Source organism: Sphingobium sp., assembly GCF_049304695.1.
Lineage (GTDB): Bacteria > Pseudomonadota > Alphaproteobacteria > Sphingomonadales > Sphingomonadaceae > Sphingobium.
In genome coordinates, this window is sequence record NZ_JBAQOK010000097.1 from 88,436 (window position 1) to 112,142 (window position 23,707).

The window sequence follows — 23,707 nt, forward strand, 5'->3', positions numbered from 1 at the left end:
CAGGGGGCTTCGACCAGCTCAGCCCGAACGGGGTTTGGTATGAATGAGGTCGATTCTCACATCTCATCCACCGCACCCTCGCGCCCCATCGACATCCCCTACGCCTTCGCGCGCAAGAACGGCGTCGTCATCCTGCCGCTGGAAGGCGACCGCCTGACCATCGCTGTGCGCGAAGGCAGCGACCCGCGCGTCCTGCTCGAAGTGCGCCGCCATCTGGCGCGCAGCTTCGACGTCATCTTCGTGGAACCCGCGCAATTCGACCGGCATCTGTCCAACCATTATGCGATGGAGGGCAGCGCCGCCGCCATGGCCGGATCGCTGGAGGTCGGCGCGGACGAACTGGACATATTGGCCGCCGACATCCCCACTGCCGATGACCTGCTCGACAGTGCTGACGATGCACCCGCCATCCGCCTAATCAACGGTATCATCGCCGAAGCCGCGCGGCAGGGTGTGTCCGACATCCATATCGAACCCTATGAAACCGGCCTGATCGTGCGAATGCGCGTGGACGGCGTATTGCGCGAAACGCTGCGCATGCCGCCCCATGTCGCCCCCGTCGTCGTCAGCCGCATCAAGGTTATGGCGCGCCTGGATATCGCCGAACGCCGCGTGCCACAGGATGGGCGCATCGGCCTGACGCTGGGCGGCAAGCTGCTCGACGTGCGCGTCTCCACCTTGCCAAGCCGGGCTGGCGAGCGCGTCGTTCTGCGTATCCTGGACAAGGAAAATGCAGGCATCACGCTTGACCTGCTGGGGATGAATGGCACCCCCGACCGCATCTTCCGCGAAGGATTGAGCGAGCCCAACGGCATCATCCTTGTCACCGGGCCGACCGGATCGGGCAAAACGACCACGCTCTACGCGGGCCTGCGCCAGTTGAACGATGGCACGCGCAATATCCTGACGGTCGAAGACCCGGTCGAATATGCGATGGAGGGCGTCGGCCAGACGCAGGTCAATGCCAAGGTCGGCCTGACCTTCGCCGCTGGCCTGCGCGCCATCCTGCGGCAAGACCCAGACGTGGTGATGATCGGCGAAATTCGCGATCGCGAAACTGCCGAAATCGCCGTGCAGGCGTCGCTGACCGGGCATCTGGTGCTTTCGACCGTCCACACCAACGACGCGGTGGGCGCGATCACCCGGATGCGCGACATGCGCGTCGAACCCTTCCTGCTCGCCTCCACCCTGCGCGCCGTCATCGCCCAGCGTCTCGTCCGCCGCCTTTGCCAAAGTTGCCGCGAACCGGTGCAGGCGGACAAGTCGGCCAGCGCGCTGCTGGGGTTCGATCCGGGCACCATCATCTATCGCGCGCGCGGCTGCGATGCGTGCAGCGGCACCGGCTACAAAGGTCGGATCGGCGTATTCGAAGCCATCCGCGTGGACGACACCATCCGCCGTCTCATCAACGATGGCGGCGACGAATCTCTCATCGCGCGCCATGCTTTCCTCAATGCCCCCAACCTTGGCTCGGCAGCCCGCGCCTTGGTCCGCGATGGCCAGACCACGGCGGAGGAGGCGATCCGCGTGTCACGCCGCGATTCGGTTGAGGCGGAAACCATCGCCGATGGCTGATTATGATTACAGCGCGATCGACACCGGCGGCAAGGAACGCACCGGCAGGATCAAGGCCGCCACGATCGAAGATGCCCGCGTCCGTCTGGATGCGCGCAAGCTGTTTATCGTCCGGCTGGAACAAGGCACGCAAGAGGCCGCCACCAAACGCGCAGGCCTGTCGCTGCGCACGCCGCGCCTGTCGCCCAAGGAACTCACCCTCTTCACCCGTCAACTCGCGACCCTGACACAGGTCAGCCCGCTGGAGGAATCGCTGCGCACTATTGGGCGGCAGAGCGAGCAGGATCATGTCCGCGCCATCGTGGGAAAGGTGCATGGCGGCGTGATGGAGGGGCGTCGGCTGGCTGATGCCTTGGGCGCGGAACCCAAAAGTTTCCCACCCCTCTACCGCGCGATGATCTCTGCCGGGGAAAGCTCCGGCAGCCTGCCCGCCATTATGGAGCGGCTGTCCGACCTGATGGAGCGGCAGGCGCTGATGCGATCGAAGGTGCTGACGGCCATCGCCTATCCCTCCGTCCTGGCGACCTTCGCCGTGTTCGTCGTCGCCGCGCTGATGATCTTCGTCGTGCCAAAGGTGGTGGAGCAATTCGACACGGTCGGGCAGGAACTGCCGCTGCTCACCCGCATGGTGATGGCCATCTCCGCCTTTCTAGCCGGTTACTGGTGGCTGCTGCTGATCCTGATGACGCTGACGGGCATAGGCTTCTGGCGCGCGCTGAAAGTCGATGGCTTTCGCTATCGCTTCGACGCCATGCTGCTGGGTCTGCCGGTGCTGGGCAAGCTGATCCGCGATCTCCACGCCGCGCGCATGGCCCGCACCCTGTCCACCATGGTCGCGAGCCGCCTGCCATTGATGGAGGGTCTGACCCTGACCGCCAACACCGTCCACAACCGCGTCCTGCGCCGTGCCTCGGACGATATTGTCGAAGCGATACGCGGCGGCGGCAGCCTGTCCGCCGCGCTGCGCCGCGCGGGCGTCTTCCCGCCGCTGCTCGTCTATCTCGCCGCCAGCGGCGAAAGCGCTGGAAGGCTGGACACCATGCTGGAACGCGCCGCCGACTATCTGGAACGCGAATTTGACAGCTTCACATCCACCTCGCTCGCCATGCTGGAACCGATCATCATCATACTGATGGGCGGCATCGTCGCCGTCATCATTCTGTCCATCCTGCTGCCGATCCTGCAACTGCAAAGCCTGACCGGGGCTTAGGAGTGAATATGCGTAATTTTTCCGCCATCCGTCATTCCCGCGAAGCCGGGAACCCATCTCCTGATGTTGGATCCAGAAGCGAGAATATCCGCATCCGTCAGGAAGGCGAATATGTGGGGAGGCCGTCCGCCGAACATGGCTTCACCCTCGTCGAACTCATGGTCGTCATCGTCATCATCGGTCTGCTCGCAACGATCGTGGCGATCAACGTCATCCCGGCAACCGACACCGCGCGCGTGGAAAAGGCAAAGGCCGACATCTCCACCATCGAACAGGCGCTGGAACAATATCGCCTCGACAATCTCACCTATCCCGCCGGGTCCGACGGGTTGCAGGCACTGCTCAGTCCACCTGCCTCGCTGGCCCAGCCGCAACGCTACCGTCGCGGCGGCTATATCAAGAAGCTGCCGGAAGACCCATGGGGCCGCGCCTATCTCTACACCGTGCCGGGTCGCAAGGGCGCCTTCGACATCAGTTCGCTGGGCGCAGATGGCCAGCCCGGCGGAGAGAATGAAAATGCGGATATATTCTCCAGCGAACTTTGATCCTGCCGCCGACGCGCGCGGCTTCACGCTGCTCGAACTGATGGTCGTGCTGACGATCATCGGTTTCATATCGGCTGCCGTCGTGATGGCCATCCCCGATCCGCGCGGGCGCGTGGTCGAGGATGCCGACCGCTTTGCCGCACGCGTCGCCGCCGCGCGCGACGAAGCGGTCGTGACATCCGCACCGATGGGCCTGTGGGTCTCTGCATCCGGCTATGGATTCCAGCGCCGCGAAGGCGGGCAATGGACGCCGCTGGAGGACAAGCCCTTCGCCACCGCCAACTGGAAAAGCGGCACCCGCGCTCTGGTGGGCAAGGACGGGCGGCAACAGATCGCTTTCGACGGCACTGGCCTGCCCACCGATCCCCTGACCGTGACTCTGGCGCGCGAAGGCGAGCGCGTCTCGGTCAGCGTCGACATGGCTGGAAAGGTCATGGTCGGTGGGTAGAAAAAACCGTGCTCCCGCGCAGGCGGGAGCAAATGAACATGGCTTTACGCTTTTGGAAATGCTGGTCGCGCTGGCCGTGTTCAGCCTGGCCGCGCTCGCGCTCGTCCGGTTGCAGGGAGTGACGCTGCGCACCGCCGCTGATCTCGACAGCAAGGCGCTGGGCCAGATCGTTGCGCGCAACCTGATGGTCAATGTGCAGACCGATCCACTGCCCCCATCGGCGGGAGAGGCGGAGGGTAATGTCGATAATGGCGGTCGCCGCTGGCACTGGCGACGCACAGTCAAGCCGACCGACGACCAGCGCCTGTTGCAGATCGACCTGACCGTTGATGGTCAGCCCGGCGCATCGCCGGTGGTGCTGAGCTTCATACGGGTGGTCGCATGACGCCCAAACCGATCACACACTCGCCGCTCGTTTCGATCGAATGTGGGGAAAATCCCGCCCAACAGGGCTTTACCCTGATCGAACTGCTCGTCTCGCTCATGATCTTCGCCATGCTGGCCGCTGCCGGCGTCCTGCTGTTGGGTAATAGCGTATCCGCACAGGCGCAGATCAAGGCGCGGCTGGACGATATGGCGGCGGTTCAGCGCACCGGCGGCGCGCTGGCGGGCGACCTGGGACAGGCGGTTCCGCGCATTACCCGCACCGAAACCGGCACGCTCGCCCCCGCTTTCTGGGCCGACCCGCAGGGCGACACACAGCCAGTGATGCAGTTCGTGCGCGGCGGATGGGATAATCTGGGCGATCTGCCGCGTCCTTCGGTGCAAAAGGTCGAATATTGGGTGCGGCAGGGCAGGCTCGAACGGCGTGGCTATGGCCAGCTTGACGGCGCGGCGGGGGATGAGCCCGCAGCGCTGCTCGATCATGTGGATGACGTGACGCTGCGCTTTCGCGACGCGCAGGGCAAATGGCGTGAAGACTGGACCCCGACCCAGCCCGACCTGCTGCCCCGTGCGGTTGAGATGACGATAACACGCACCGGCGAACCGCCCGTGACCTTGCGCTTCCTGGTCGCACCGGGACCGCTTGAAAAGCCAGTGGTGGAGGGGGCATCGGGTGCCTGACCCCGCACGCAAGACCGAAGAAGGCGCAGCGTTGCTCACCGTGCTGCTGCTGGTCGCCGTCATGGCGATCGTCGCCGCAACCGCGCTGGAACGCGTGGCGCTGGCCACACGCATGACCGGCAATGGCGGCGCGATCGATCAGGCCCGCGCCTATGCCGACGCCGGGACGGAAGTCGCCCGCCTGCGCATCGGCGATCTGGTCGCATCCAGCCCGGCGAAAATCACGCTGGCTGGCGGCTGGATGGGCGCGCCGCAAAATATCCCGGTTCCCGGCGGCATTGCTACCGCGCGCGTGACCGACGGCAGCAATTGCTTCAACCTCAACAGCGTGGTCAGCGGCGAAAGCGAAGCCAGCCTGAAGGTCCGGCCGATCGGCGTGTCGCAGTTTCAGGCCTTACTTCAGGCGCTGGGCGTCGATGCGCGCGCGGCGCAGGGGGCCGGGGCTGCGCTGGCCGACTGGATCGACAGTGACGGCGTCCCTCAGCCGGGCGGGGCAGAGGATGAGAGCTACGCGCAGGCGCAGCGCCCCTATCGTGCGGCCAATCGATTGATGGTCGATCCCAGCGAGTTGCGTGCCGTGCATGGCATCACGCCCGGCCTCTACGATCTGGCGCGGCCATGGCTGTGCGCCCTGCCTGTCACTGATTTGTCGCCGATCAATATCAATACGCTGTTGCCCGATCAGGCGCCGTTGTTCGCGATGCTGCTGCCGGGCGAACTCAGCGTCCAGCAGGCGCGGCAATTGCTGGCGCAACGCCCTGCGGATGGCTACGGCAGCGTGAAAGAATTTTGGACCCTGCCATCACTGGTCGGCCTGTCGCCGATGGCCGAGGTGAGCGAACAGGTGAAGATGACGACGGGATTTTTCGGAGTGGACGTGTCAGTGAATGTGGGTGGAACGCAGGTGGTGGAGCGCGCGCTGATCGACGCACGGCAAAGCCCCGCCACGCTGGTGCGGCGTAGCTGGGGGGCGGGCGCATGAGCGCGTCCGACGGCCTCATCCTGTTCCTGGCCGAAGCGGCGGACGGCGATCCGTACTGGATACGCGTGACCGGTGGCGCGCTCGTCCAGTCCGGCACGGGTGCGAACTGGCTGGCGGCGTGCGGAATCGACGCGCTGCCGGATCAGGCGTGCGTGATGCTGGTGCCGCCGCCCGCGCTGGTGGCGTTGCACTGGGTCGTCCATCCCGACCTGCCCGTGCGGCAGGGGGCAGCGGCAGCGCGACTGGCCGCGCTGGTCGGCGGCATCGCGCCGTCCGATCAGTTGCTCGCCGTCACCGACGCCAATAACGATCCGGCGCGTCCGCATATCGTCGCGGTCGTCAGCCGCACGGATATGCAGCACTGGCTGCTCTGGGCGCAGCATCACGGCCTTGCCCCAGACCTGATCGTGCCAGCGCCGCTGTTGCTGCCAGAACCGGACGAAGGCTTCGTGCGCGGCGCGATCGGCGGCGATCTGGTCCTGCGCGGCGTGGACATCGCCCTGACGCAGGACATGGCGCTGCCCGGACTGATCGGCGACGCAGCGATTGTGGACGTGCCGCAGGACATGATCGAAGCGCGCGCCATCGCCGCACTCACCGCGCCGCCGCTCAATCTGCGCCAGGGCGATTTTGCCAAGCGGGTCCGACGCAGCGTCGATCCGCGCGTGGTTGGCCGCATCGCGCTGTGGAGCGGCCTGATCTTCGCCGCCAGCCTGCTGATCGCGCTGGTCGGCATCGCCCGCCAATATCGCGAAGCCAGCCGCCTCGACACGCAAAGCCTCGCCCTCGCGCAGCAGATACTCCCCAACGCAACCGACCCTGCGCAGGCGCTGGTTGAGATGGAGGGGCAACTCGCCGCACGCGGAGCCGGGGCCAGCGCCTTCACCGCGCCCGTCGCTGCCGTCATGGCGGCGATGCAGGATGCGCCCGGCGTGGCGCTAACCAGCCTGTCGCGCGATCCCGACGGCATGGTGCGCGCGACGCTGGCGGCGGCGAAGGCGGATGATATCAACGCGGTGCTGCTCGCGCTTCAGGCGTCGGGCTTCACCATTACGGCGACGCCATCGCAGGATGCGGGCGGGCGCACGCTGGCGGATATTACGGTGCGGTCATGATGGAACGGATGCAAACCCTCTGGGCGGATCGGTCGCCCCGCGAACGATGGATGCTGGGCGTGATGTTCGCGCTGCTGGCCGTGGTGATCCTGTGGTTCGGCGTCGTAACCCCGCTCGACCGCGCCTATCTGTCATCCCGCGACGATCTGCGCGCAGCGACCGATCGCAACGCCGCCATCCGCGCCGCTGTGAAGCAACTGAAATCGCTGCCACGCGCTCCCGCATCGACTGGCCCCGCCGTGCCGATCGACCAGTTCGTCGGCCAAAGCGCGGGCGAAGCCGGGCTGACGCTCGACCGGGCGCAGGCGCAGGGAAGCGACCGGATGGACATCGCCATCGCCTCCGTCCGCCCCATGGCGCTCTTTTCGTGGATCGCCGCGCTGGAGGGGCAGGGCGTGCGCGTGGAAACCATGAGCGTGCGACCGTCGCCCACCGCTGGCAGCCTTTCGGCGCAAGCGATCCTCGTCCGGGGGGAGGGGCAATGATGGGCCTCACACTCTCGCGCCGCACCCGCATAGCGTTGATTTGCGTACTGCTGCTGGCCCTGCTCATCTTCCTCCCCATGCGAGTCGCGCTGGGCCTCGCCGGGCTTGAGCGGCTGGGCGTCGCGGCGCGGGAGGTGCGCGGCACGGTCTGGAGCGGGCGCATCGACCAGTTGATGCTGGGCGACATGCCGATGGGCAGCGTGCGCGCGGGCCTGTCGCCTCTTTCGCTGCTGGCGGGCCGCGCCCGGTTCGACATCGCCCGCAACAACGGCCTGCCCGACGATGTCGCAGGCGCTTTAACAGTCGGCTTCGGCCGCATCGGCATCGACGATGTGACCGGATCGGTGCCGCTGGGCCGCAGCTTCGCGCCCCTGCCGCTCGCCAGCCTGCATCTGGACGACGTCACCGCCTGGTTCGCCAACGACCATTGCGGCCATGCGGAGGGGACAGTGCGCGCGCGTCTGGCCGGGCAATTCCCCGGCCTCAACCTCGCGCAGGGATTGTCGGGCGCGGTCGCGTGCGATGGCGATGCGATCCTCCTGCCGCTGGTCAGCCAGTCGGGCATGGAGAAAATCACCCTGCGTATCTGGCGCTCTGGCCGATACAGCGCGGAAATGCGCGTCGAAACCGCCGACCCGACATTGGGCGCGACCCTGACGCAGGCGGGCTTCGCGGCGGTCGGTAATGCGCAAATCCTGAAGATCGAAGGCACGCTCTGATGGACGTGCTCGGCGCGCTGGCGGGCGGTATCGGCGGCGCGATTATCGGCAGCTTCCTCGCCACGCTGATCCTGCGCTGGCCGCAACGGCGGGGCGTGACGCGCGGGCGATCGGCCTGCGACGGATGCGGGCGCACATTGACCGCGCGCGATCTCGTGCCACTGCTCAGCGCCCTGATCCAGCGCGGCCATTGCCGAACCTGCGGCGCGCGCATTGATCCGCTCCATGGCCGGGTGGAGGCGGGCTGCGCGATCATCGGCGCGCTGGCCATCGGTCTGATGCCGGGACTGGAGGGGATCGGCTGGGCCATGCTCGGCTGGATATTGCTGACCCTCGCCATTCTCGACTGGCGGCACTTCTGGCTGCCCGACGCGCTCACCCTGCCGCTGGCGGGGCTTGGCTTCACGCTGGGGCTATGGACGACGAACGTCATGATGATCGACCGGATCATCGGCGCAGCGGTCGGCTATGGCGCGCTGCTCGCCATTGCACTCGGCTATCGCGCCTTACGCAAGCGGGACGGACTGGGCCTTGGCGACGCCAAACTACTGGGCGCACTGGGCGCATGGCTGGGCTGGCAGGCGCTCCCCTTCGTCCTGTTGATTGCGTCCCTGTCCGGCCTCATCGTCATGCTGGTTTCGGGCCGCGCCAGCGACCGGCTGGCCCGCGCGCCGCTCGGCACTTTCATGGCGATCGCAGCCTTCCCCGCATGGTGTCTTACCCTGTTCCTGTTCTGACCGCTGGCGCTCGCCAGCAATAGAACATATAGTGAACGAATGCGTGATTCGTCTCCTGTTCTTGCCCGCCTGCGGCAAAGCCTGCAACGGCTGGAACCGCGCCGCGAAACCGCCACGACTGCGCTGTTTTCCTGCGGTCATGACGGCGTCGATTCCGCATTGGGCGGCGGCCTTGCACGGGGGCGGCTGCACGAAATCTTCGCGGATGAGGAGGACGCATCCAGCGGCGCGGGCGTCGCAGCGCTGCTGAGTCTGCGCGCAGGAGAGGGCAGGCCATTTCTGTGGCTGCGCACCGAAGCCATGCAGAAACGGGCAGGGCAACTCCATGCGACCGGCCTGCTTGAACTGGGCATAGACCCGGCCAGCCTGTTGCTCGTCATCGCCCCCGATGACGCCGCCCTGCTCCATGCAGCGGGGGAGGCGGCGCGCTGCTCAGGCTTGGGCGCTGTGCTGGTGGAGGGGTGGGGGCCAATGCGCGGACTGGACCTCACCGCCACGCGCCGCCTGATGCTGGCCGCCGAAGCATCGGGCGTCACCCTGTTCCTGCTGCGCATCGCCGCCGATCCTGCGCCCGGCGCTGCCGACACCCGTTGGCGCGTCGCCGCCGCGCCATCCATCGCGCTGGAGGCTGACGCCCCCGGCGCATCCCTGTTTGAAGTCGAATTATTGCGTCGGCGCGCCGGTCCTCCGGCCGGGCCATGGCGCATGGAGTGGGACCGTGACCGATCAAGTTTCAGAGATCCCGGCGCAGGCGCGCAAGGGGTGGGCGCAGCCGTCCCCCAACCGCAAACGCCGCTATCTCGCCCTGTTCTTCCCCTGGTTGCCGGCGGAACGGCTGCGGCTGACCCGACCCCATTTATCCGCCGGACAGGCTGACCGACCGCGCGCTTTCATCGAAAAAATCGGCGGCGCGTTGCGGTTGGTGGCTGTGGACGAATCTGCCGCTGCGCTTGGCCTGACGCCGGGCCTATCGATGGCCGACGCCCGTGCTCGCGTGCCGGATATCGACCTGTTCGATCATCTGCCCCATGCCGATATGGACTGGCTCGAACGGCTGGCGGATGGCTGCACACGCTACACCCCCACCATCATGCTCGATTCGCCCGACGGGCTGATCCTCGACACTGGCGGCTGCGATCATCTGTTCGGGGGCGAAGCGGGACTGGCCGCCGATCTGGAACAGCGCCTCGCGCGTCTGGGCGTCACCATGCGCCATGCCTTTGCCGGGACACCCGATGGCGCACGGGCGCTGGCCCGCTACGTCGCGGGCGCGGCGCATGATGAGGATGGCGCGATCCGCCGCCTGCCTGTCGCGGCGCTGGAACTGAATGAGGATGCGACGCTGGCGCTCCGCCGCGCGGGGTTGAAGACCATCGGCGACATCGCCCGCCGTCCGCTGTCGGGCATCGCCGCACGCTTTGGCGCGGACGCGGTGACGGCGATCCGGCGCATCCTGGGTGACGCCGACAGCCCCCTGACGCCGCGTGTCATGGCCGTACCGCTGCATGTCGAACGGCGCTTTGCCGAACCGATCGCGCGCACTGAAACCGCGCTCGCTATTCTGGCCGAACTGGCGGGGGAGGCGGGCAAGCGGCTGGAGGAAATGCGTCATGGCGGTCGCCGGTTCGAAGCCGTTTTCTTCCGCACCGATGGGATGGTGCGCCGCCTGTCGGTGGAAACCGGCGCGCCGCTGCGCGACGTGCCAGCGCTGATGCGTTTGATGCGCGAACGGATCGATAGCCTGAACGACCCGATCGACCCTGGCTTCGGCTTCGACCTCATCCGCCTGCATGTGCCGCTGACCGAAGCACTGGGCGCATCGCAATTGCGGCTGGAGGGCGGAGCGACCGCGCAGGCCGAAGTGACCGCGCTGGTCGAACGGCTCAGCACCCGTCTTGGCCGGGGTCGTGTGCGCCGCTTCGCCCCGCGCGACACGCATATGCCCGAACAGGCGGAGTTTCTGCTGCCCGCGCTCGACACCCCGCCGCCCGATCCATGGACCATCCCGCAGCAGGGTGAGCCACCCCTGCGTCCCATCCACCTGTTCGACCCGCCCCAGCCGATCGAGGTGCTGGGCGCCGAAGTCCCCGACGGCCCGCCCCGCCGTTTCCGCTGGCGGCGCGCCCTGCATGACGTGTCACGCTTTGAGGGGCCGGAACGGATCGCCGGGGAATGGTGGCGGCGGCGACCCGTCCCGATCGACCGGCCCAAACCCGGCACACCCGACGAAACCGAATTGCGCTATCTGCTGGGCGATGCCGCCGCCCATATGCGCGACTATTATCGTGTGGAGGACCGACGCGGTCGCCGCTTCTGGATTTTCCGCCTGGGTTTCTACGCGATGGAACAGCCTGCCCCGCGCTGGTACATGCACGGCCTGTTCGCATGAGCCGCGGGCGCGATCCGGGGCCGGAGGGCGACGTGCCATCGCCTATCCCGCTAGATACATTGTTGCGCGCCGGTCGCACCGAGCGGCTCTCGTCCACTACACAGCCCGCCTTTGCCGAGCTGGTAGCCGCGACCAACTACAGCTTCCTGCGCGGCGCATCCCATCCGCATGAGATGGTCGCGCAGGCACTGGACCTGCATCATGCCGGGATCGGCATCGCTGATCGCAACACGGTGGCGGGCGTGGTGCGCGCATGGTCCGCGCTCAAACGCATCCGCAAGGAACTGGCGGAGGACAGGGACGACCAGAGCATACGACCGACCGAAACCGCCACGCAGGCGCAGCAGCGGCGAGATGACGCGGCGGCGATATTGCCGCGCGCACTGGCCTTCCGCCTGCTCACCGGTGCGCGGCTCTGCTTTGCCGACGATACGCCCGACATCATCGCCTATCCCGTCAATCGCCATGGCTGGGGCCGACTGACGCGCCTGCTCACCGTCGGCAATCTCAAGGATCATGTGCAAAAGGGTGACTGCGACCTACGCCTGTCCGACCTTGCCGATCATGCGCAGGATATGATCCTGATCGCGATGCCGGGGGAGGGGGATGAAGCATCGCTCGCCACCCTGTCGCGACTCGTCCCCGGCAATCTGTGGATCGGTGTCACCATGCCACGCGCCGGGCCGGATCGCCGCCGCCTCACGCGCATCGCCGCGATGGCCGCGCGCCTTAACCTGCAGCTGCTCGCCACCTGCGACGCGCTTTATGCCATGGCGCAGGATCGCCCGCTGCATGATGTCGTCACCTGCATCCGGCAAGGCGTCACCCTGCGTGCAGCGGGGCGAAAGCTGGAGGCCAATGCCGAACGCTACCTCAAACCCGCCCGCGAAATGGCCCGCCTCTTCCGCGACCAGCCGCAGGCGGCGATGGCGTGGCGCGATGTGATCGACCGCATCGACTTCGATCTGGACCAGCTACGCTACGAATATCCGCATGAACCTGTGCCAGAAGGATGGCAGGCGCAGGACTGGCTGGAGCATGAAACATACAGGCTGGCGGGCGAGAGGTTTCCCGATGGCATCACTCCTGAAATCCGCGCCAAGCTGACCGAAGAATTTACCCTCATCCGAAATCGCAACTACGCCTATTATTTCCTGACCGTCTATGAAGCCGTCAAATTCGCGCGCAGCCTTGATCCCCCAATCCTCTGCCAGGGGCGCGGGTCGGCGGCCAATTCGGCGGTCTGCTATTTCCTCGGCATCACCTCGGTCGACCCCACCAAACACAACCTGCTCTTCTCGCGCTTCATCTCCGACGATCGCGATGAGCCGCCCGACATCGACGTCGATTTCGAACATGAACGGCGCGAGGAAGTGATCCAGCATATCTACCAACGCTATGGCCGCGACCGCGCCGCCATCGCCGCGACCGTCATTCACTACCGCCCGCGCAGCACCGTACGCGAAGTCGGCAAAGTGCTGGGCCTGTCTGAAGATGTGACCGCGCGGATCGGCAGCACCGTGTGGGGCAGCCATGCGGGCGGCATGGAGGAAAAGCGGCTGCGCGACGCTGGTCTCGACATCGCCAATCCCGCCGTCATGCAGTTGAAGGAACTGGTCGACCGCCTGCTGCGCGCGCCGCGTCACCTCTCGCAGCATGTCGGCGGCTTCGTCCTGACGCAGGACCGGCTCGACGAAACCGTGCCGATCCACAAGGCGGCAATGGACGATCGCACCTTCATCGAATGGGACAAGGACGACATCGACGCGCTTGGCCTGATGAAGGTCGATGTGCTGGCGCTGGGCATGCTCACCTGCATCCGCAAAGGCTTCGAACTGATGCGAAGCCACGGACTGGGCGACCTGACGCTGGCCACCGTGCCGCAGGACGTACCCGCCGTTTACGATATGCTGTGCCGTGGCGACAGCGTCGGCGTGTTCCAGGTCGAAAGTCGCGCACAGATCAACATGCTGCCCCGCCTGCGCCCGCGCAAATTCTACGATCTGGCTGTGCAGGTGGCGATCGTGCGGCCCGGCCCGATCGAGGGCGACATGGTCCACCCCTATCTCGCGCGCCGGGCGGAGGAGCGCGACGGCAAGCCCAAAAGCTGGGCCTTCCCCGACCCGGCGCCGCCGCACCCCAAAAACGAACTCCACGCCGTGCTGGGCCACACCTATGGCGTCCCGCTGTTTCAGGAGCAGGCGATGAATCTTGCCATCACCGCCGCCGCCTTCACGCCGGGCGAAGCGAATCAATTGCGCCGTGCCATGGCGACATTTCGCAATGTCGGGACCATTGGCGCGCTGGAGGACAAGATGGTCGGCGGCATGGTCGCGCGCGGTTATGATCGCGCCTTCGCCCAGCGCTGCTATGACCAGATCAAGGGGTTCGGCAGCTATGGCTTCCCCGAAAGCCACGCGATCAGCTTTGCCCTGCTGGTCTATTGCTCCGCCTGGCTCAAATGCTTCCAGCCCGCCGTGTTCGCCGCATCCCTGCTGAACGCACAGCCCATGGGCTTCTACGCCCCGGCCCAGATCGTGCGCGACGCGATCGAACATGGCGTGGTGGTGTACGGCATCGACGTCAACGCCAGCGACTGGGACAATGGACTGGAGCCGCTGGAAGCCGATCCCCTCCGCGCCGCTTCGGGATGGACGCCGGGCAATGCGCGCTGGGGCGACATCGTGCCGCGCCATCGGCGGGATGGCGCTTTTGCCATGCGCCTCGGCTTTCGCCAGATCGACGGCTTTCGGCAGGCCTGGGGCGAGGCGATTGCGCAGGAGCGTCGCAACAACGGCCCATTTACGGATATAGAGGAACTCGCCCGGCGCGTAAAAATGCCACTCGCGCCAGATGCTGCCCCGACTCAGCCCTTGCCCGCACGGGCGCTCCATCTGCTCGCCGATGCCGACGCCTGCCAGTCGATCGGACGCGATCGGCGCGATGCGGCATGGGACGTGCGCCGGATGCCGCCGGGCGAACTCCCGCTCTTCGCCGCCGCCCGTGCGCGCGAACTGGAAGCGGAGGCCGACATGGCGCTGCCACCCATGCCTTTGTCGGAAGAGGTGGCGGCGGATTATCACATGACCCGTATGTCGCTGAAACAACATCCCATGACCTTCCTGCGCCCGGTTTTTCAGGCGGAAGGATTGCTGTCGAGCGCACAGTTTGCCGCCATGAAAAACGGCGCGCGCGCCAAAATCGCCGGCGTGGTGCTGGTGCGCCAGCGTCCGGGCAAGGGCAATGCGATATTCGCCACATTGGAGGATGAGACCGGGATCATGAACATCCTGCTCTGGGCCAGAATGTTCGAACGCTATCGCCGCCCGCTGATGGCGGCGCGGCTGATGGAGGTGCATGGAGTCGTGCAGCGCGTGATGGAGGGGCCAGTGGACGTCGTCCACCTGATGGCCGACCGGATCGTGGATCGCACCGCTGAAATGAATCGCCTGTCGGAAGATCACACCACGACGATCGAAGCGGGCGCGGGGGACAAGGCCGTTCATCCGCATCTGTCGCGTCTGCCCCGCCACGGCCATCCGCGCGATGTGCGCATCCTGCCGGGATCACGGGATTTTCATTGATGTGGGTAAGTGGTCGGGGAGACAGGATTCGAACCTGCGACATCCTGCTCCCAAAGCAGGCGCGCTACCAGACTGCGCTACTCCCCGACTGGAGGGGGCCTTAGCGGGGAAGGGCGCGCGCAGTCAATCGCCGATCAGTGAAAGAAGAACCATAAAAGCAAAATGATTGGAATGGGGACGCCCACGAGCCACAATAACAGGCCTTTTCCCATGATAATCACTCCTTCGCCAAAAAAAAGAAACCATCACCGGGGTCAGGATGTTCCCGCCGCGCACCGTTCCTGTACGCAGCACAAACAAAAAGGGCGGGCCACATAAGCGGCCCGCCCTTCGGAAATCTCGCTAATGCGAAGATTACATCGCGTTCGCAGCAGCGTTGTTCGCTACCATCGCAGCGTTTGCAGCGTTGTCAGCAGCGTTCGCAGCATTTTCAGCAGCGTTGGCGGCGTTTTCGACGACGTTTTCGACGACGGCGTTCGAAGCGTTCGCGGTCTCGTTGGCCGGCTTCTCACCGCAAGCGGCGAGGGCCATCAGGCTGGCCGAAGCGAAAACAGCAGCGATCTTCTTCATTGTGTACGGCTCCCATAGCATTATGCCGCGTCAGGCACGTTACAGATGTGACCCTACGCGAGCGACCCGCATTAACGTGTGCGATGCACAAATCAATGTTTTTCTGTGCCGGTGAAACGAAGGAATCACGCGACGGAATGTTGTCTACGATAAAAGTTCAGTTAATGCCCAATGTTTCTGACGCGTTAGCGACCTGATCCAGTGTTACGGCCCATGCGGCGACATTCTGCTGCAACTGCGCCATATCCACCTTGTCCAGCGTATCGTCGGGCGTGTGATGCAGGTCGAAATAGCGTGTGCCATCTTGTTGCAGGTCGATCACCGGCACGCCTGCCTTTACCAGCGGCGCGATGTCCGCGCCGCCACCAGCCTCCTGCGCGCCCTTGCCCACGCCCAGCGGCGCCAGCGCAGCGGCAATCCGGCCTGCCAGCGCATCATGCCCCTGCGGCAATTTGAAATCGACCCGCCACACGCGATCCGCGCCAAAGTCCGATTCCATGGCCAGCGCATGTTTCTCCGTTCCATGCGCCTTATAATAGGCCCGCGCGCCGTCTCCGCCGACTTCTTCCGCACCAGCCATCAGCACGCGGATCGTGCGCCGGGGCGCGCCAGCCTTGGCAACGTGCAAAGCCGCCGCTGCCGCAATCCCGCATCCGGTCGCGTCGTCGATCGCGCCCGTCCCCTGATCCCAGCTATCGAGATGGCAGGCGGCGACCACCACGCCCGCCGCAGGATCGGTGCCGACTATTTCGCCAATGACATTGCCTGACGGCTGATCCTTTAACATCTTCGACGTCAGCACTAGATGCAGTTTGACCGGCTGTCCCCTCGCGATCATGCGGGCCAGTTGTTCGGCGTCGGGCACCGACAGGGCGGCGGCGGGAATAGGCGTCACACCATCGGCCCACATCTGCACGCCGGTATGGGGCATGCGATGATGATCGGTGCCGATCGACCGGATCAATATGCCGATCGCGCCTTTCCTGGCCGCGATGCTTGGTCCCTGCCGCCGCGCTGCGCCGAAATAACCATAGGATGATCCATCCTGCGTCGCCGCCATGCCATGGCTGACAAAGGCGATCTTGCCTTTCAGACTGTCAGCGGGCGCAGCTTCCAGATCGGCCAGCGTAGGGAAGTAGACGACTTCACCATCTATCCCCTTATCCGGGGTCGATCCGCTATTGCCCAGCGCGGCCAGCACCAGTTTCTGTGGGAAGGGCGACACGATCGTGGCTTCGTCCCGGCCACGCACCCAAACGGGCATGGTGTAAGGCTCCGCCCGTACATTGCTGAACCCCAATGCCTTCAACCGCGCCACGGCCCAATCGCGGGCGCGCGCTTCCTGCGGCGTTCCAGCCGGGCGTGGGCCGACTTCCGTCGTCAGCCCTTCGGTGAAATCCCATACGACCGTATCCTTCAGCGCATCGGCGCGAATCGCGGCGCTGTCCTTGGGCGCAGCGGCAACAGGGATGGGGAGGGCGAAGATGCCGCCGATAAGGAGAGTGGCGAGCGTGACCGGTCTGATTTTCTGCATGGGCCAAGGTTTAGCCAAGCATCACCCATTTGCCAATGCGCCGCGCGTCGGCTAACTCCGCGACAAATTTCCAAACCGCCTTTTCGGAGTTTCCCGAACCATGTCCGCCTCCTCGCAATATGCCTTCGTCATGAAGAGCATGACAAAGACCTTCCCCGGTGCGCCAAAGCCGGTGCTCAGCAATATCAACCTGCAATTTTATCGCGGGTCGAAAATCGGCATCGTCGGGCCGAACGGCGCGGGTAAATCGACGCTGATCAAGATCATGGCCGGTATCGACACGGATTTTTCCGGTGAAGCATGGCCGGGCGAGAATATCTCCGTCGGCTATCTGCCGCAGGAACCGCAGCTTGATCCCAACAAGACGGTGCTGGAAAACGTCAAGGACGGCGCACGCGACATCGCCGACAAGATGGATCGTTTCAACGAAATCAGCAACATCATGGGCGATCCGCCCGAAGACGTCGATTTCGACGCGCTGATGGAGGAAATGGGCACGCTTCAGGAACAGATCGACGCCGTCGATGGCTGGTCGCTCGATAGCCAGCTTGAACTGGCGATGGAAGCGCTGCGCTGCCCGCCGTCCGACTGGTCGGTGGAAAGCCTGTCTGGCGGTGAAAAGCGCCGCATCGCGCTGACCCGCCTGCTTATCCAGAAACCCGACATCCTGCTGCTTGATGAACCGACCAACCATCTCGACGCCGAAAGCGTGACCTGGCTGGAAAATCATCTGAAGGAATATGCGGGCGCGGTGCTGATGATCACCCATGACCGCTACTTCCTCGACAATGTCGTGGGCTGGATTCTCGAACTCGATCGGGGCAAATATTTCCCGTACGAAGGCAATTATTCCACCTATCTGGAAAAAAAGTCCAAGCGTCTGGAACAGGAAGACCGTGAAGCCACGGGCCGCCAGAAGGCGATCAACGACGAACTGGAATGGATTCGGCAAGGCACCAAGGGTCGCCAGACCAAGTCCAAGGCGCGTATCAAGAAGTTCGAGGAACTGGTCGCCGGACAGAATAATCGTTCGCCCGGAAAGGCGCAGATCGTCATTCAGGTGCCCGAACGTCTCGGCGGCAAGGTCATCGAATTTAAGGGCATTACCAAGGCGTTCGGTGACAAGCTGCTGTTCGAGGATCTGTCCTTCCTGCTGCCGCCCGGCGGCATCGTGGGCGTCATCGGTCCGAACGGCGCGGGTAAATCCACGCTGTTCAAGCTGATAACCGGTCAGGAAACCGCAGACTCCGGTGAGATCGACATTGGTTCGACCGTGCGTCTGGGCTTCGTTGACCAGAGCCGTGACCATCTCGACGGCTCGAAGAATGTCTGGGAAGAAGTCTCCGATGGCCTCGACTATGTGAAGGTCAACGGTCACGACATGTCGACCCGCGCCTATGTCGGTGCCTTCAATTTCAAGGGGCAGGACCAGCAGAAAAATGTCGGCAAGCTGTCGGGTGGTGAACGCAACCGCGTCCACATCGCCAAAATGCTGAAAAAGGGCGGCAACGTCCTGCTGCTCGATGAACCGACCAACGATCTCGACGTCGAAACGCTGGGCGCGCTGGAAGAAGCGATCGAAAATTTCGCAGGCTGCGCCGTGGTCATCAGCCATGACCGCTTCTTCCTCGATCGCCTCGCCACGCACATCCTGGCGTTCGAAGGCAACAGCCATGTCGAATGGTTCGAAGGCAATTTCGAAGCCTATGAGGAAGACAAGCGCCGCCGTCTGGGCGATGCAGCCGACCGGCCTACCGCGCTGTCGTACAAGAAACTGACACGTTGAATTAGAGTATGCGAATCCAACCCCATCCGTTCGCTTCGAGCGAAGTCGAGAAGGCGGTTGCATTACGCTTGCCAAACTCATGCGTGAGCGGACCATATTGAAAGACCGGGCGGTTGCAAAAAATGCAACTGTCCGGTCCTATTTTGCAGTCGCCATGATAACGGTAACATTGCATAGAGAAGGTGCCTTTCAGGCATCCTCTCCTAAACTTTAAAGGCCGGCCCCTCGTTGGACCGGCCCTTTTTTTGTCCTTACAATTCGCGGCTTAGGTTATCGCTTTTTTTGCAAAACCTTTGGTCCTCATTCAGGAAATCACCGCACCCGCTTGATCCAGGTCTGGCCGCCTTCGCGCACTTCGGAAATGAAGTTAGGGATCGCCTGCACCAGATCCGACAGCCGTTTATAGCCATAGTTGCGCACGTCGAAACTCGACCGGTTGCCCACCCGCTGCCCGACCGGACCGAGCGCGACAAACCCCCGCTCATCCCGCTTAGCCTCATCATAGGCGTCGATCAGCAGACGCACGACTTCGGGATCGACTGCCTTGCCCTGAACCGGTGCAGCCGGTGCCGCAGCCACCGCCGGAACCGACGAAGTCGCGACGGGCTTGGCCGGGGCAGGGGGCGTCGCGCTGGCTTTGGCGCTGCTACTCGGCGCGGCCTTCCTGACCATCGGCACCTCTGCGGCCCTTAACGCATTGACGTCCAGGAACCGGGTGCAGGCTCGCCGAAATCCCTCGGGCGTATTGGCCGACCCGAAGCCATAGACGGGTATGCCCTGCTGCCGGATGCGAGTCGCCAACGGGGTAAAATCGCTGTCACTGGACATCAGGCCAAAGCCATCGACGCGCCCGCTCGCCATCAAATCCATGGCGTCGATCGTCATCTTCATGTCGGTGGCGTTCTTGCCCTTGGTCAGGTCGAACTGTTGCTGCGGCTCGATCGCATGTGCGACCGACAGCGCTGCCCATGTCTTGAGCGTCGCCTTGCTCCAGTTGCCATAGGCGCGCCGGATGTTGACCGTACCCAGTTCCGCCAGCACCGTCATGACCGGATCGAAATGCGCCGCGGACGCATTGTCGGCATCTATCAGCAGGGCGATGTTGCCGCTGCCGTCGCGGGTCGATGCCATAGTTTTTCCTTTCAGGCGGGCGAGAATGTCCCGCTATCTTCGTCCATGATATGCAACTGGCCATCGGAAATCGCAAAGAACGCGCCGACCAGTTTCAACTCGCCCTTACGCTCCTTCGACCGGACGCAGGGGAAGCTGCGCAGGTTGGCCAGGCTGACCTTTACGCCCTCCTGCTCCATGGCACGTTCGGCGTCCCGGCTGCGATCGTCGCCAAACTGGGCAACCACAGTATCGCGCGCACCATCCAGCAACTCGATCCAGTCAGCGATGAAGCCGCCTTCGCCCGGCGGCGCATCCTTCAATTCCTGGCTCAAAGCAGCCTTGCATCCGCCGCATTTGCCATGACCCATCACGACGATCTCGCCGACCTTTAGCACTTGAACGGCAAACTCCAGCGCAGCGGAAACCCCATGATAACCGGGACTGGTTTCAAACGGCGGCACAAGGGCTGCGACGTTGCGGACGACAAATATCTCGCCGGGGCTGGTATCGAAAATCTGCGCCGGGTCGACTCGGCTGTCGGAGCAGGCGATCACCATGACGCGGGGGCTTTGCCCCTCGCTCAGTTCATCCCATCGCGCGCGCTGCTCTGTCCAGCCGGTGGAACGGAAGCGGTGATAGCCTTCGAGCATTGCTGTAAAATCTGCCATGCGCCGATCTCTGCCGCACAAATAGGGGGCTGGCAAGTATGGCTGCGCATCGCTATCTGGGGCGCATGAACGACATCGCTCCGATCCCTTTGCCCGGCCAGCCAGCCAACAACCCCGATCGCGTCCGCAAGCCCGACTGGATCCGCGTCAAGGCGCCCACCAGCCCCGCTTATCACGAGACTCGCAAGCTGATGCGGGAAAAGGGGCTGAACACGGTCTGCGAAGAAGCGGCATGCCCGAATATTGGCGAATGCTGGACCAAGAAGCATGCGACGGTCATGATCCTGGGCGACGTCTGCACCCGCGCCTGTGCTTTCTGCAACGTCAAGACTGGCATGCCGCGCAAGGTCGACGTCAACGAACCGCAGAATCTGGCCGATGCCGCGGCAGAGATGGGCTTGGAACATATCGTCATCACCTCGGTCGATCGCGACGACCTGCCCGATGGCGGCGCTTCGCAGTTCGTCAAGGTGATTGAGGCTTTGCGCCGCACCACGCCCGGTACGACGATCGAAATCCTGACGCCCGACTTCCGCAACAAGCATGAACGTGCGATCGAAATGATCGTCACGGCGCGGCCGGACGTTTATAATCACAACCTGGAAACCGTACCCCGTCTCTACCCAACCATTCGCCCCGGCGCGCGCTATTATGCGTCGTTGCGCCTGCTCGAATCGGTCAAACGGCTCGACCCTTCGATCTTCACTAAGTCCGGCATTATGCTGGGCTTGGGCGAAGAACGGCTGGAGGTGCATCAGGTCATGGACGACATGCGTTCGGCCGACATCGATTTCCTGACGATGGGCCAGTATCTTCAGCCCACGCCGAAGCATACCAAGGTCATCGAGTTCGTGACCCCCGCCGCCTTCAACGCCTACGCCGGGATCGCGCGGGCCAAGGGCTTCCTGCAGGTCGCCTCCAGCCCGCTCACCCGGTCTAGCTATCATGCGGGACAGGATTTCGCCGAAATGCGCGCTGCGCGTGAAGCGAAACTTGCCAAGGCGGCGGCTAAGGGCTGATTATCTATGCCCCGGCACAACGAAACCCGGCATCTGCCCTACACTCCGACCCAGATGTTCGATCTGGTCACGGACGTGACCGCCTATCCGCAGTTCCTGCCGTGGATCAGCGCGATCCGCGTGCGATCCGATAGTGACAGCGAAATGATCGCGGACATGATCGTTGGGTTCAAGGGTATCAAGGAAAGTTTCACATCCCGCGTCCACAAGCATCGACCCGACCATGTGCGCGTCGATTATCTCGACGGGCCGCTCAAGCATCTGCACAATGCATGGCAGTTTCGCGACGACGGGCAGGGCGGAGTGCTGGTCGATTTCGAGGTAGAGTTCGAGTTCAAGAACCGCCTTTTCGAAATGCTCGCGGGGCAGGTGTTCGACAAGGCGCTGCGCAAGATGATCGGCGCGTTCGAAACCCGCGCTGCCACTCTTTACGCGCCCGGCGATTCCGGCAACATCAGTTCGAGCGCGCACAACGCCGCCTGAAGACGCACGCCACCACGACCATTATTCTCGAAATGCCGCATGTCGGCGACGATCTTATCCGCGCTCGCCCCTCGTTCGGCGCGCGCGAACACCACGGTGCCGACCGGCTTCTGTTCTGACCCGCCACCTGGCCCTGCGATGCCGGTTATTGCCACGGCGACATGCGCATGGCTCTTCTTGAGCGCGCCCTGCGCCATGGCCCAGGCGGTGGCGATGGACACTGCGCCGAATGTTTCCAACACATCCTGCGATACTTTCAGCAGCTCCGACTTCATGTCGTTGGAATAGGTTATGAAGCCCGCTTCGAACACGTCCGACGATCCGGCGATTTCCGTCAGCGCCGCCGACACCAGCCCGCCGGTGCAGCTTTCGGCAACAGCGATGGTGCGGCCCGCCCGGCGATTGGCGATGATGACCCGATCGGCCAGTTCGACGAGTTCGATGGGGAGGATGGTGTCGCGCATGGGATCAGGATAGCGCGGGCAGGGATAGCGTGGCAACCGCCTGCGCAGCGATACCTTCACCTCTTCCGGCAAAGCCCAGCCGCTCGGTCGTGGTCGCTTTTACGCTCACCCGGTCGGTCGGCACCGCCATGATCTGCGCGATCCGCGCGCGCATCGCGTCGCGATGCGGGCCGATCTTGGGCGCTTCGCAGATGATGGTCAGGTCGATATGGTCGATCCGCCCGCCCCGCGCCGACACCCGCTCGCAGGCATAGGCCAGGAACCGATCGGACGACGCGCCGCGCCATTTTGGGTCAGATGGCGGAAAATGGTTGCCTATGTCCCCCTCCGCCAGCGCACCCAGGATCGCATCGACGATGGCGTGCAGTGCCACATCTGCATCGCTATGCCCGACAAGGCCGCGATCATGCGGGATTAACACGCCGCCGAGCCACAATTCTTCCTGCGCAGCCAGCCGATGGACGTCATAGCCCATGCCCACTCGAACCGTGCGTGATGCCGCCCATTGCGCTTCGGCTCGTGCGAAGTCCTGCGGGTAGGTCAATTTTTCCAGCCTTTCGTCGCCAGTCACCAGCGCCACATCCTCACCAAAGCTGCGCAGTATCTGCGCATCATCGGTGGCTTCACGCGAACAATCCCACGCGCGATGCGCGGCGAGCAGCCTGTCGAAATCAAAAGCCTGTGGCGTTTGGACGCGAAACAGGCGGTCGCGCGATACGCCCTGGCCCATCGTTCCCTCGATTCCTCGCACCAGCGTATCGGCAACTGGCAGCACCGGGATCGCGCCCTTTGCCGTTTCCAATGCGGTAAGCAGTCGATCCACAACGCTCGCGGGCAGGAAAGGGCGGGCGGCGTCGTGGACCAATATCCTGTCGCATCCCCCCGCCGCCTCAATTGCCTCCAGCCCCGCTAACACCGATCCTCGACGGGTGTCCGCGCCCTCGACCATCGCACTGATCGGGCGATCGCCGAGCAACGCTTTTGCCTGCGCCTCCTGATTGGATCCCAGCACGACAAAGATCGCATCGACACCCGCATGCGCCGACAATGCGTCGAAGGCATGGGCCAATATTGCCTGGCCACCAACACTGCGGAACTGCTTGGGCAAGCCGGTTCCGGCGCGACTGCCCACACCGGCGGCAACGAGCAGGGCGACGGTTTGACGGGGGCGAACGGCGTTCATGGTGCGCGGCATAGACGCTGATCCTTCCCCCCG

23 protein-coding genes and 1 tRNA gene are annotated in these 23,707 nt (G+C 64.3%); 17 read left to right on the top strand and 7 right to left on the bottom strand.

Annotation, left to right across the window (positions count from 1 at the left end):
* Positions 1 to 39: 39 nt before the first annotated feature.
* The 14 genes from gspE to WA070_RS20425 are packed head-to-tail and all read left to right on the top strand — an operon-like array spanning position 40 to position 14,854.
* The gene (gspE, locus tag WA070_RS20360) at positions 40 to 1,575 is read left to right on the top strand and encodes a type II secretion system ATPase GspE (protein ID WP_422635740.1); all 1,536 of its coding nucleotides are present in this window, start codon (positions 40 to 42) and stop codon (positions 1,573 to 1,575) included.
* On the top strand, positions 1,568 to 2,785 hold the full coding sequence (gspF, locus tag WA070_RS20365) for a type II secretion system inner membrane protein GspF (protein ID WP_422635741.1): 1,218 nt from the start codon (positions 1,568 to 1,570) through the stop codon (positions 2,783 to 2,785). The genes gspE and gspF overlap by 8 nt, the downstream gene beginning before the upstream one ends.
* Before the next feature lie 8 nt (positions 2,786 to 2,793).
* Positions 2,794 to 3,330, top strand: coding sequence for a type II secretion system major pseudopilin GspG (gene gspG / locus WA070_RS20370; protein ID WP_422635742.1), 537 nt, complete (start codon positions 2,794 to 2,796; stop codon positions 3,328 to 3,330).
* A complete protein-coding gene (locus tag WA070_RS20375) occupies positions 3,302 to 3,778 on the top strand; it encodes a GspH/FimT family pseudopilin (RefSeq protein WP_422635743.1) in 477 nt (158 codons plus the stop codon). Before gspG ends, WA070_RS20375 begins: the two co-directional genes overlap by 29 nt.
* Entirely contained in the window at positions 3,771 to 4,163 is a 393-nt protein-coding gene (gene gspI, locus WA070_RS20380) for a type II secretion system minor pseudopilin GspI (RefSeq protein WP_422635744.1), read from the top strand. Before WA070_RS20375 ends, gspI begins: the two co-directional genes overlap by 8 nt.
* Complete coding sequence (gene gspJ / locus WA070_RS20385) at positions 4,160 to 4,843, top strand: type II secretion system minor pseudopilin GspJ (protein ID WP_422635745.1); 684 nt, start codon at positions 4,160 to 4,162, stop codon at positions 4,841 to 4,843. The genes gspI and gspJ overlap by 4 nt, the downstream gene beginning before the upstream one ends.
* Positions 4,836 to 5,825 carry a type II secretion system minor pseudopilin GspK gene (gspK, locus tag WA070_RS20390; RefSeq protein WP_422635746.1) on the top strand — a complete coding sequence of 330 codons (990 nt, stop codon included), beginning with the start codon at positions 4,836 to 4,838 and terminating at the stop codon, positions 5,823 to 5,825. Before gspJ ends, gspK begins: the two co-directional genes overlap by 8 nt.
* The gene (gspL, locus tag WA070_RS20395; protein WP_422635747.1) at positions 5,822 to 6,940 is read left to right on the top strand and encodes a type II secretion system protein GspL; all 1,119 of its coding nucleotides are present in this window, start codon (positions 5,822 to 5,824) and stop codon (positions 6,938 to 6,940) included. The genes gspK and gspL overlap by 4 nt, the downstream gene beginning before the upstream one ends.
* Positions 6,937 to 7,425: a type II secretion system protein GspM gene (gspM, locus tag WA070_RS20400; protein WP_422635748.1), complete on the top strand. Its 489-nt coding sequence runs from the start codon at positions 6,937 to 6,939 to the stop codon at positions 7,423 to 7,425. Before gspL ends, gspM begins: the two co-directional genes overlap by 4 nt.
* Complete coding sequence (gene gspN, locus WA070_RS20405; RefSeq protein WP_422635749.1) at positions 7,422 to 8,144, top strand: type II secretion system protein N; 723 nt, start codon at positions 7,422 to 7,424, stop codon at positions 8,142 to 8,144. The genes gspM and gspN overlap by 4 nt, the downstream gene beginning before the upstream one ends.
* Complete coding sequence (locus WA070_RS20410; RefSeq protein ID WP_422635773.1) at positions 8,141 to 8,881, top strand: prepilin peptidase; 741 nt, start codon at positions 8,141 to 8,143, stop codon at positions 8,879 to 8,881. The genes gspN and WA070_RS20410 overlap by 4 nt, the downstream gene beginning before the upstream one ends.
* 39 nt (positions 8,882 to 8,920) lie before the next feature.
* Positions 8,921 to 9,757, top strand: coding sequence for an ImuA family protein (locus WA070_RS20415; RefSeq protein ID WP_422635750.1), 837 nt, complete (start codon positions 8,921 to 8,923; stop codon positions 9,755 to 9,757).
* Entirely contained in the window at positions 9,717 to 11,270 is a 1,554-nt protein-coding gene (locus WA070_RS20420) for a Y-family DNA polymerase (RefSeq protein ID WP_422635774.1), read from the top strand. Before WA070_RS20415 ends, WA070_RS20420 begins: the two co-directional genes overlap by 41 nt.
* On the top strand, positions 11,267 to 14,854 hold the full coding sequence (locus WA070_RS20425) for an error-prone DNA polymerase (RefSeq protein ID WP_422635751.1): 3,588 nt from the start codon (positions 11,267 to 11,269) through the stop codon (positions 14,852 to 14,854). The genes WA070_RS20420 and WA070_RS20425 overlap by 4 nt, the downstream gene beginning before the upstream one ends.
* Positions 14,855 to 14,864: 10 nt before the next feature.
* Here WA070_RS20425 and WA070_RS20430 read toward each other — a convergent pair.
* From WA070_RS20430 to WA070_RS20440, 3 genes are all read right to left on the bottom strand, one after another.
* Positions 14,865 to 14,941: transfer RNA gene (locus WA070_RS20430), tRNA-Pro, on the bottom strand.
* Positions 14,942 to 15,208: 267 nt separating this feature from the next.
* A complete protein-coding gene (locus WA070_RS20435; protein ID WP_422635752.1) occupies positions 15,209 to 15,424 on the bottom strand; it encodes a hypothetical protein in 216 nt (71 codons plus the stop codon).
* 157 nt (positions 15,425 to 15,581) lie between these two features.
* Positions 15,582 to 16,958, bottom strand: coding sequence for a M28 family peptidase (locus WA070_RS20440; RefSeq protein WP_422635753.1), 1,377 nt, complete (start codon positions 16,956 to 16,958; stop codon positions 15,582 to 15,584).
* A 100-nt stretch (positions 16,959 to 17,058) separates the two neighbouring features.
* Between WA070_RS20440 and ettA the strand changes: the two genes are divergently transcribed.
* On the top strand, positions 17,059 to 18,744 hold the full coding sequence (ettA, locus tag WA070_RS20445) for an energy-dependent translational throttle protein EttA (protein ID WP_422635754.1): 1,686 nt from the start codon (positions 17,059 to 17,061) through the stop codon (positions 18,742 to 18,744).
* Between the two features lie 312 nt (positions 18,745 to 19,056).
* Here ettA and WA070_RS20450 read toward each other — a convergent pair whose 3' ends face one another.
* Complete coding sequence (locus WA070_RS20450) at positions 19,057 to 19,875, bottom strand: NYN domain-containing protein (protein WP_422635755.1); 819 nt, start codon at positions 19,873 to 19,875, stop codon at positions 19,057 to 19,059.
* 11 nt (positions 19,876 to 19,886) lie between these two features.
* Positions 19,887 to 20,525: a carbonic anhydrase gene (locus tag WA070_RS20455; protein WP_422635756.1), complete on the bottom strand. Its 639-nt coding sequence runs from the start codon at positions 20,523 to 20,525 to the stop codon at positions 19,887 to 19,889.
* 38 nt (positions 20,526 to 20,563) lie between these two features.
* Between WA070_RS20455 and lipA the strand changes: the two genes are divergently transcribed.
* Together lipA and WA070_RS20465 are read left to right on the top strand one after the other, a co-directional pair.
* Positions 20,564 to 21,544: a lipoyl synthase gene (gene lipA, locus WA070_RS20460; protein WP_422635757.1), complete on the top strand. Its 981-nt coding sequence runs from the start codon at positions 20,564 to 20,566 to the stop codon at positions 21,542 to 21,544.
* 6 nt (positions 21,545 to 21,550) lie between these two features.
* On the top strand, positions 21,551 to 22,027 hold the full coding sequence (locus WA070_RS20465; RefSeq protein ID WP_422635758.1) for a type II toxin-antitoxin system RatA family toxin: 477 nt from the start codon (positions 21,551 to 21,553) through the stop codon (positions 22,025 to 22,027).
* Here WA070_RS20465 and WA070_RS20470 read toward each other — a convergent pair.
* Both WA070_RS20470 and WA070_RS20475 read right to left on the bottom strand, forming a co-directional pair.
* The gene (locus WA070_RS20470; RefSeq protein ID WP_422635759.1) at positions 21,973 to 22,491 is read right to left on the bottom strand and encodes a CinA family protein; all 519 of its coding nucleotides are present in this window, start codon (positions 22,489 to 22,491) and stop codon (positions 21,973 to 21,975) included. The two genes, WA070_RS20465 and WA070_RS20470, sit on opposite strands and share 55 nt — an antisense overlap.
* 4 nt (positions 22,492 to 22,495) lie before the next feature.
* On the bottom strand, positions 22,496 to 23,686 hold the full coding sequence (locus WA070_RS20475; protein ID WP_422635760.1) for a bifunctional 2-C-methyl-D-erythritol 4-phosphate cytidylyltransferase/2-C-methyl-D-erythritol 2,4-cyclodiphosphate synthase: 1,191 nt from the start codon (positions 23,684 to 23,686) through the stop codon (positions 22,496 to 22,498).
* Positions 23,687 to 23,707 lie beyond the last annotated feature (21 nt).

Coding starts and splice junctions, on each gene's coding strand:
- gspN (WP_422635749.1), top strand. CDS start 7,422: ATGATGGGCCTCACACTCTCGCGCCGCACCCGCATAGCGTTGATTTGC.
- WA070_RS20415 (WP_422635750.1), top strand. CDS start 8,921: ATGCGTGATTCGTCTCCTGTTCTTGCCCGCCTGCGGCAAAGCCTGCAA.
- WA070_RS20375 (WP_422635743.1), top strand. CDS start 3,302: ATGCGGATATATTCTCCAGCGAACTTTGATCCTGCCGCCGACGCGCGC.
- WA070_RS20435 (WP_422635752.1), bottom strand. CDS start 15,424: ATGAAGAAGATCGCTGCTGTTTTCGCTTCGGCCAGCCTGATGGCCCTC.
- WA070_RS20475 (WP_422635760.1), bottom strand. CDS start 23,686: ATGCCGCGCACCATGAACGCCGTTCGCCCCCGTCAAACCGTCGCCCTG.
- WA070_RS20425 (WP_422635751.1), top strand. CDS start 11,267: ATGAGCCGCGGGCGCGATCCGGGGCCGGAGGGCGACGTGCCATCGCCT.
- WA070_RS20440 (WP_422635753.1), bottom strand. CDS start 16,958: ATGCAGAAAATCAGACCGGTCACGCTCGCCACTCTCCTTATCGGCGGC.
- gspL (WP_422635747.1), top strand. CDS start 5,822: ATGAGCGCGTCCGACGGCCTCATCCTGTTCCTGGCCGAAGCGGCGGAC.
- WA070_RS20450 (WP_422635755.1), bottom strand. CDS start 19,875: ATGGCATCGACCCGCGACGGCAGCGGCAACATCGCCCTGCTGATAGAT.
- gspG (WP_422635742.1), top strand. CDS start 2,794: ATGCGTAATTTTTCCGCCATCCGTCATTCCCGCGAAGCCGGGAACCCA.
- gspF (WP_422635741.1), top strand. CDS start 1,568: ATGGCTGATTATGATTACAGCGCGATCGACACCGGCGGCAAGGAACGC.
- gspE (WP_422635740.1), top strand. CDS start 40: ATGAATGAGGTCGATTCTCACATCTCATCCACCGCACCCTCGCGCCCC.
- WA070_RS20470 (WP_422635759.1), bottom strand. CDS start 22,491: ATGCGCGACACCATCCTCCCCATCGAACTCGTCGAACTGGCCGATCGG.
- WA070_RS20465 (WP_422635758.1), top strand. CDS start 21,551: ATGCCCCGGCACAACGAAACCCGGCATCTGCCCTACACTCCGACCCAG.
- gspJ (WP_422635745.1), top strand. CDS start 4,160: ATGACGCCCAAACCGATCACACACTCGCCGCTCGTTTCGATCGAATGT.
- ettA (WP_422635754.1), top strand. CDS start 17,059: ATGTCCGCCTCCTCGCAATATGCCTTCGTCATGAAGAGCATGACAAAG.
- gspM (WP_422635748.1), top strand. CDS start 6,937: ATGATGGAACGGATGCAAACCCTCTGGGCGGATCGGTCGCCCCGCGAA.
- WA070_RS20455 (WP_422635756.1), bottom strand. CDS start 20,525: ATGGCAGATTTTACAGCAATGCTCGAAGGCTATCACCGCTTCCGTTCC.
- lipA (WP_422635757.1), top strand. CDS start 20,564: ATGGCTGCGCATCGCTATCTGGGGCGCATGAACGACATCGCTCCGATC.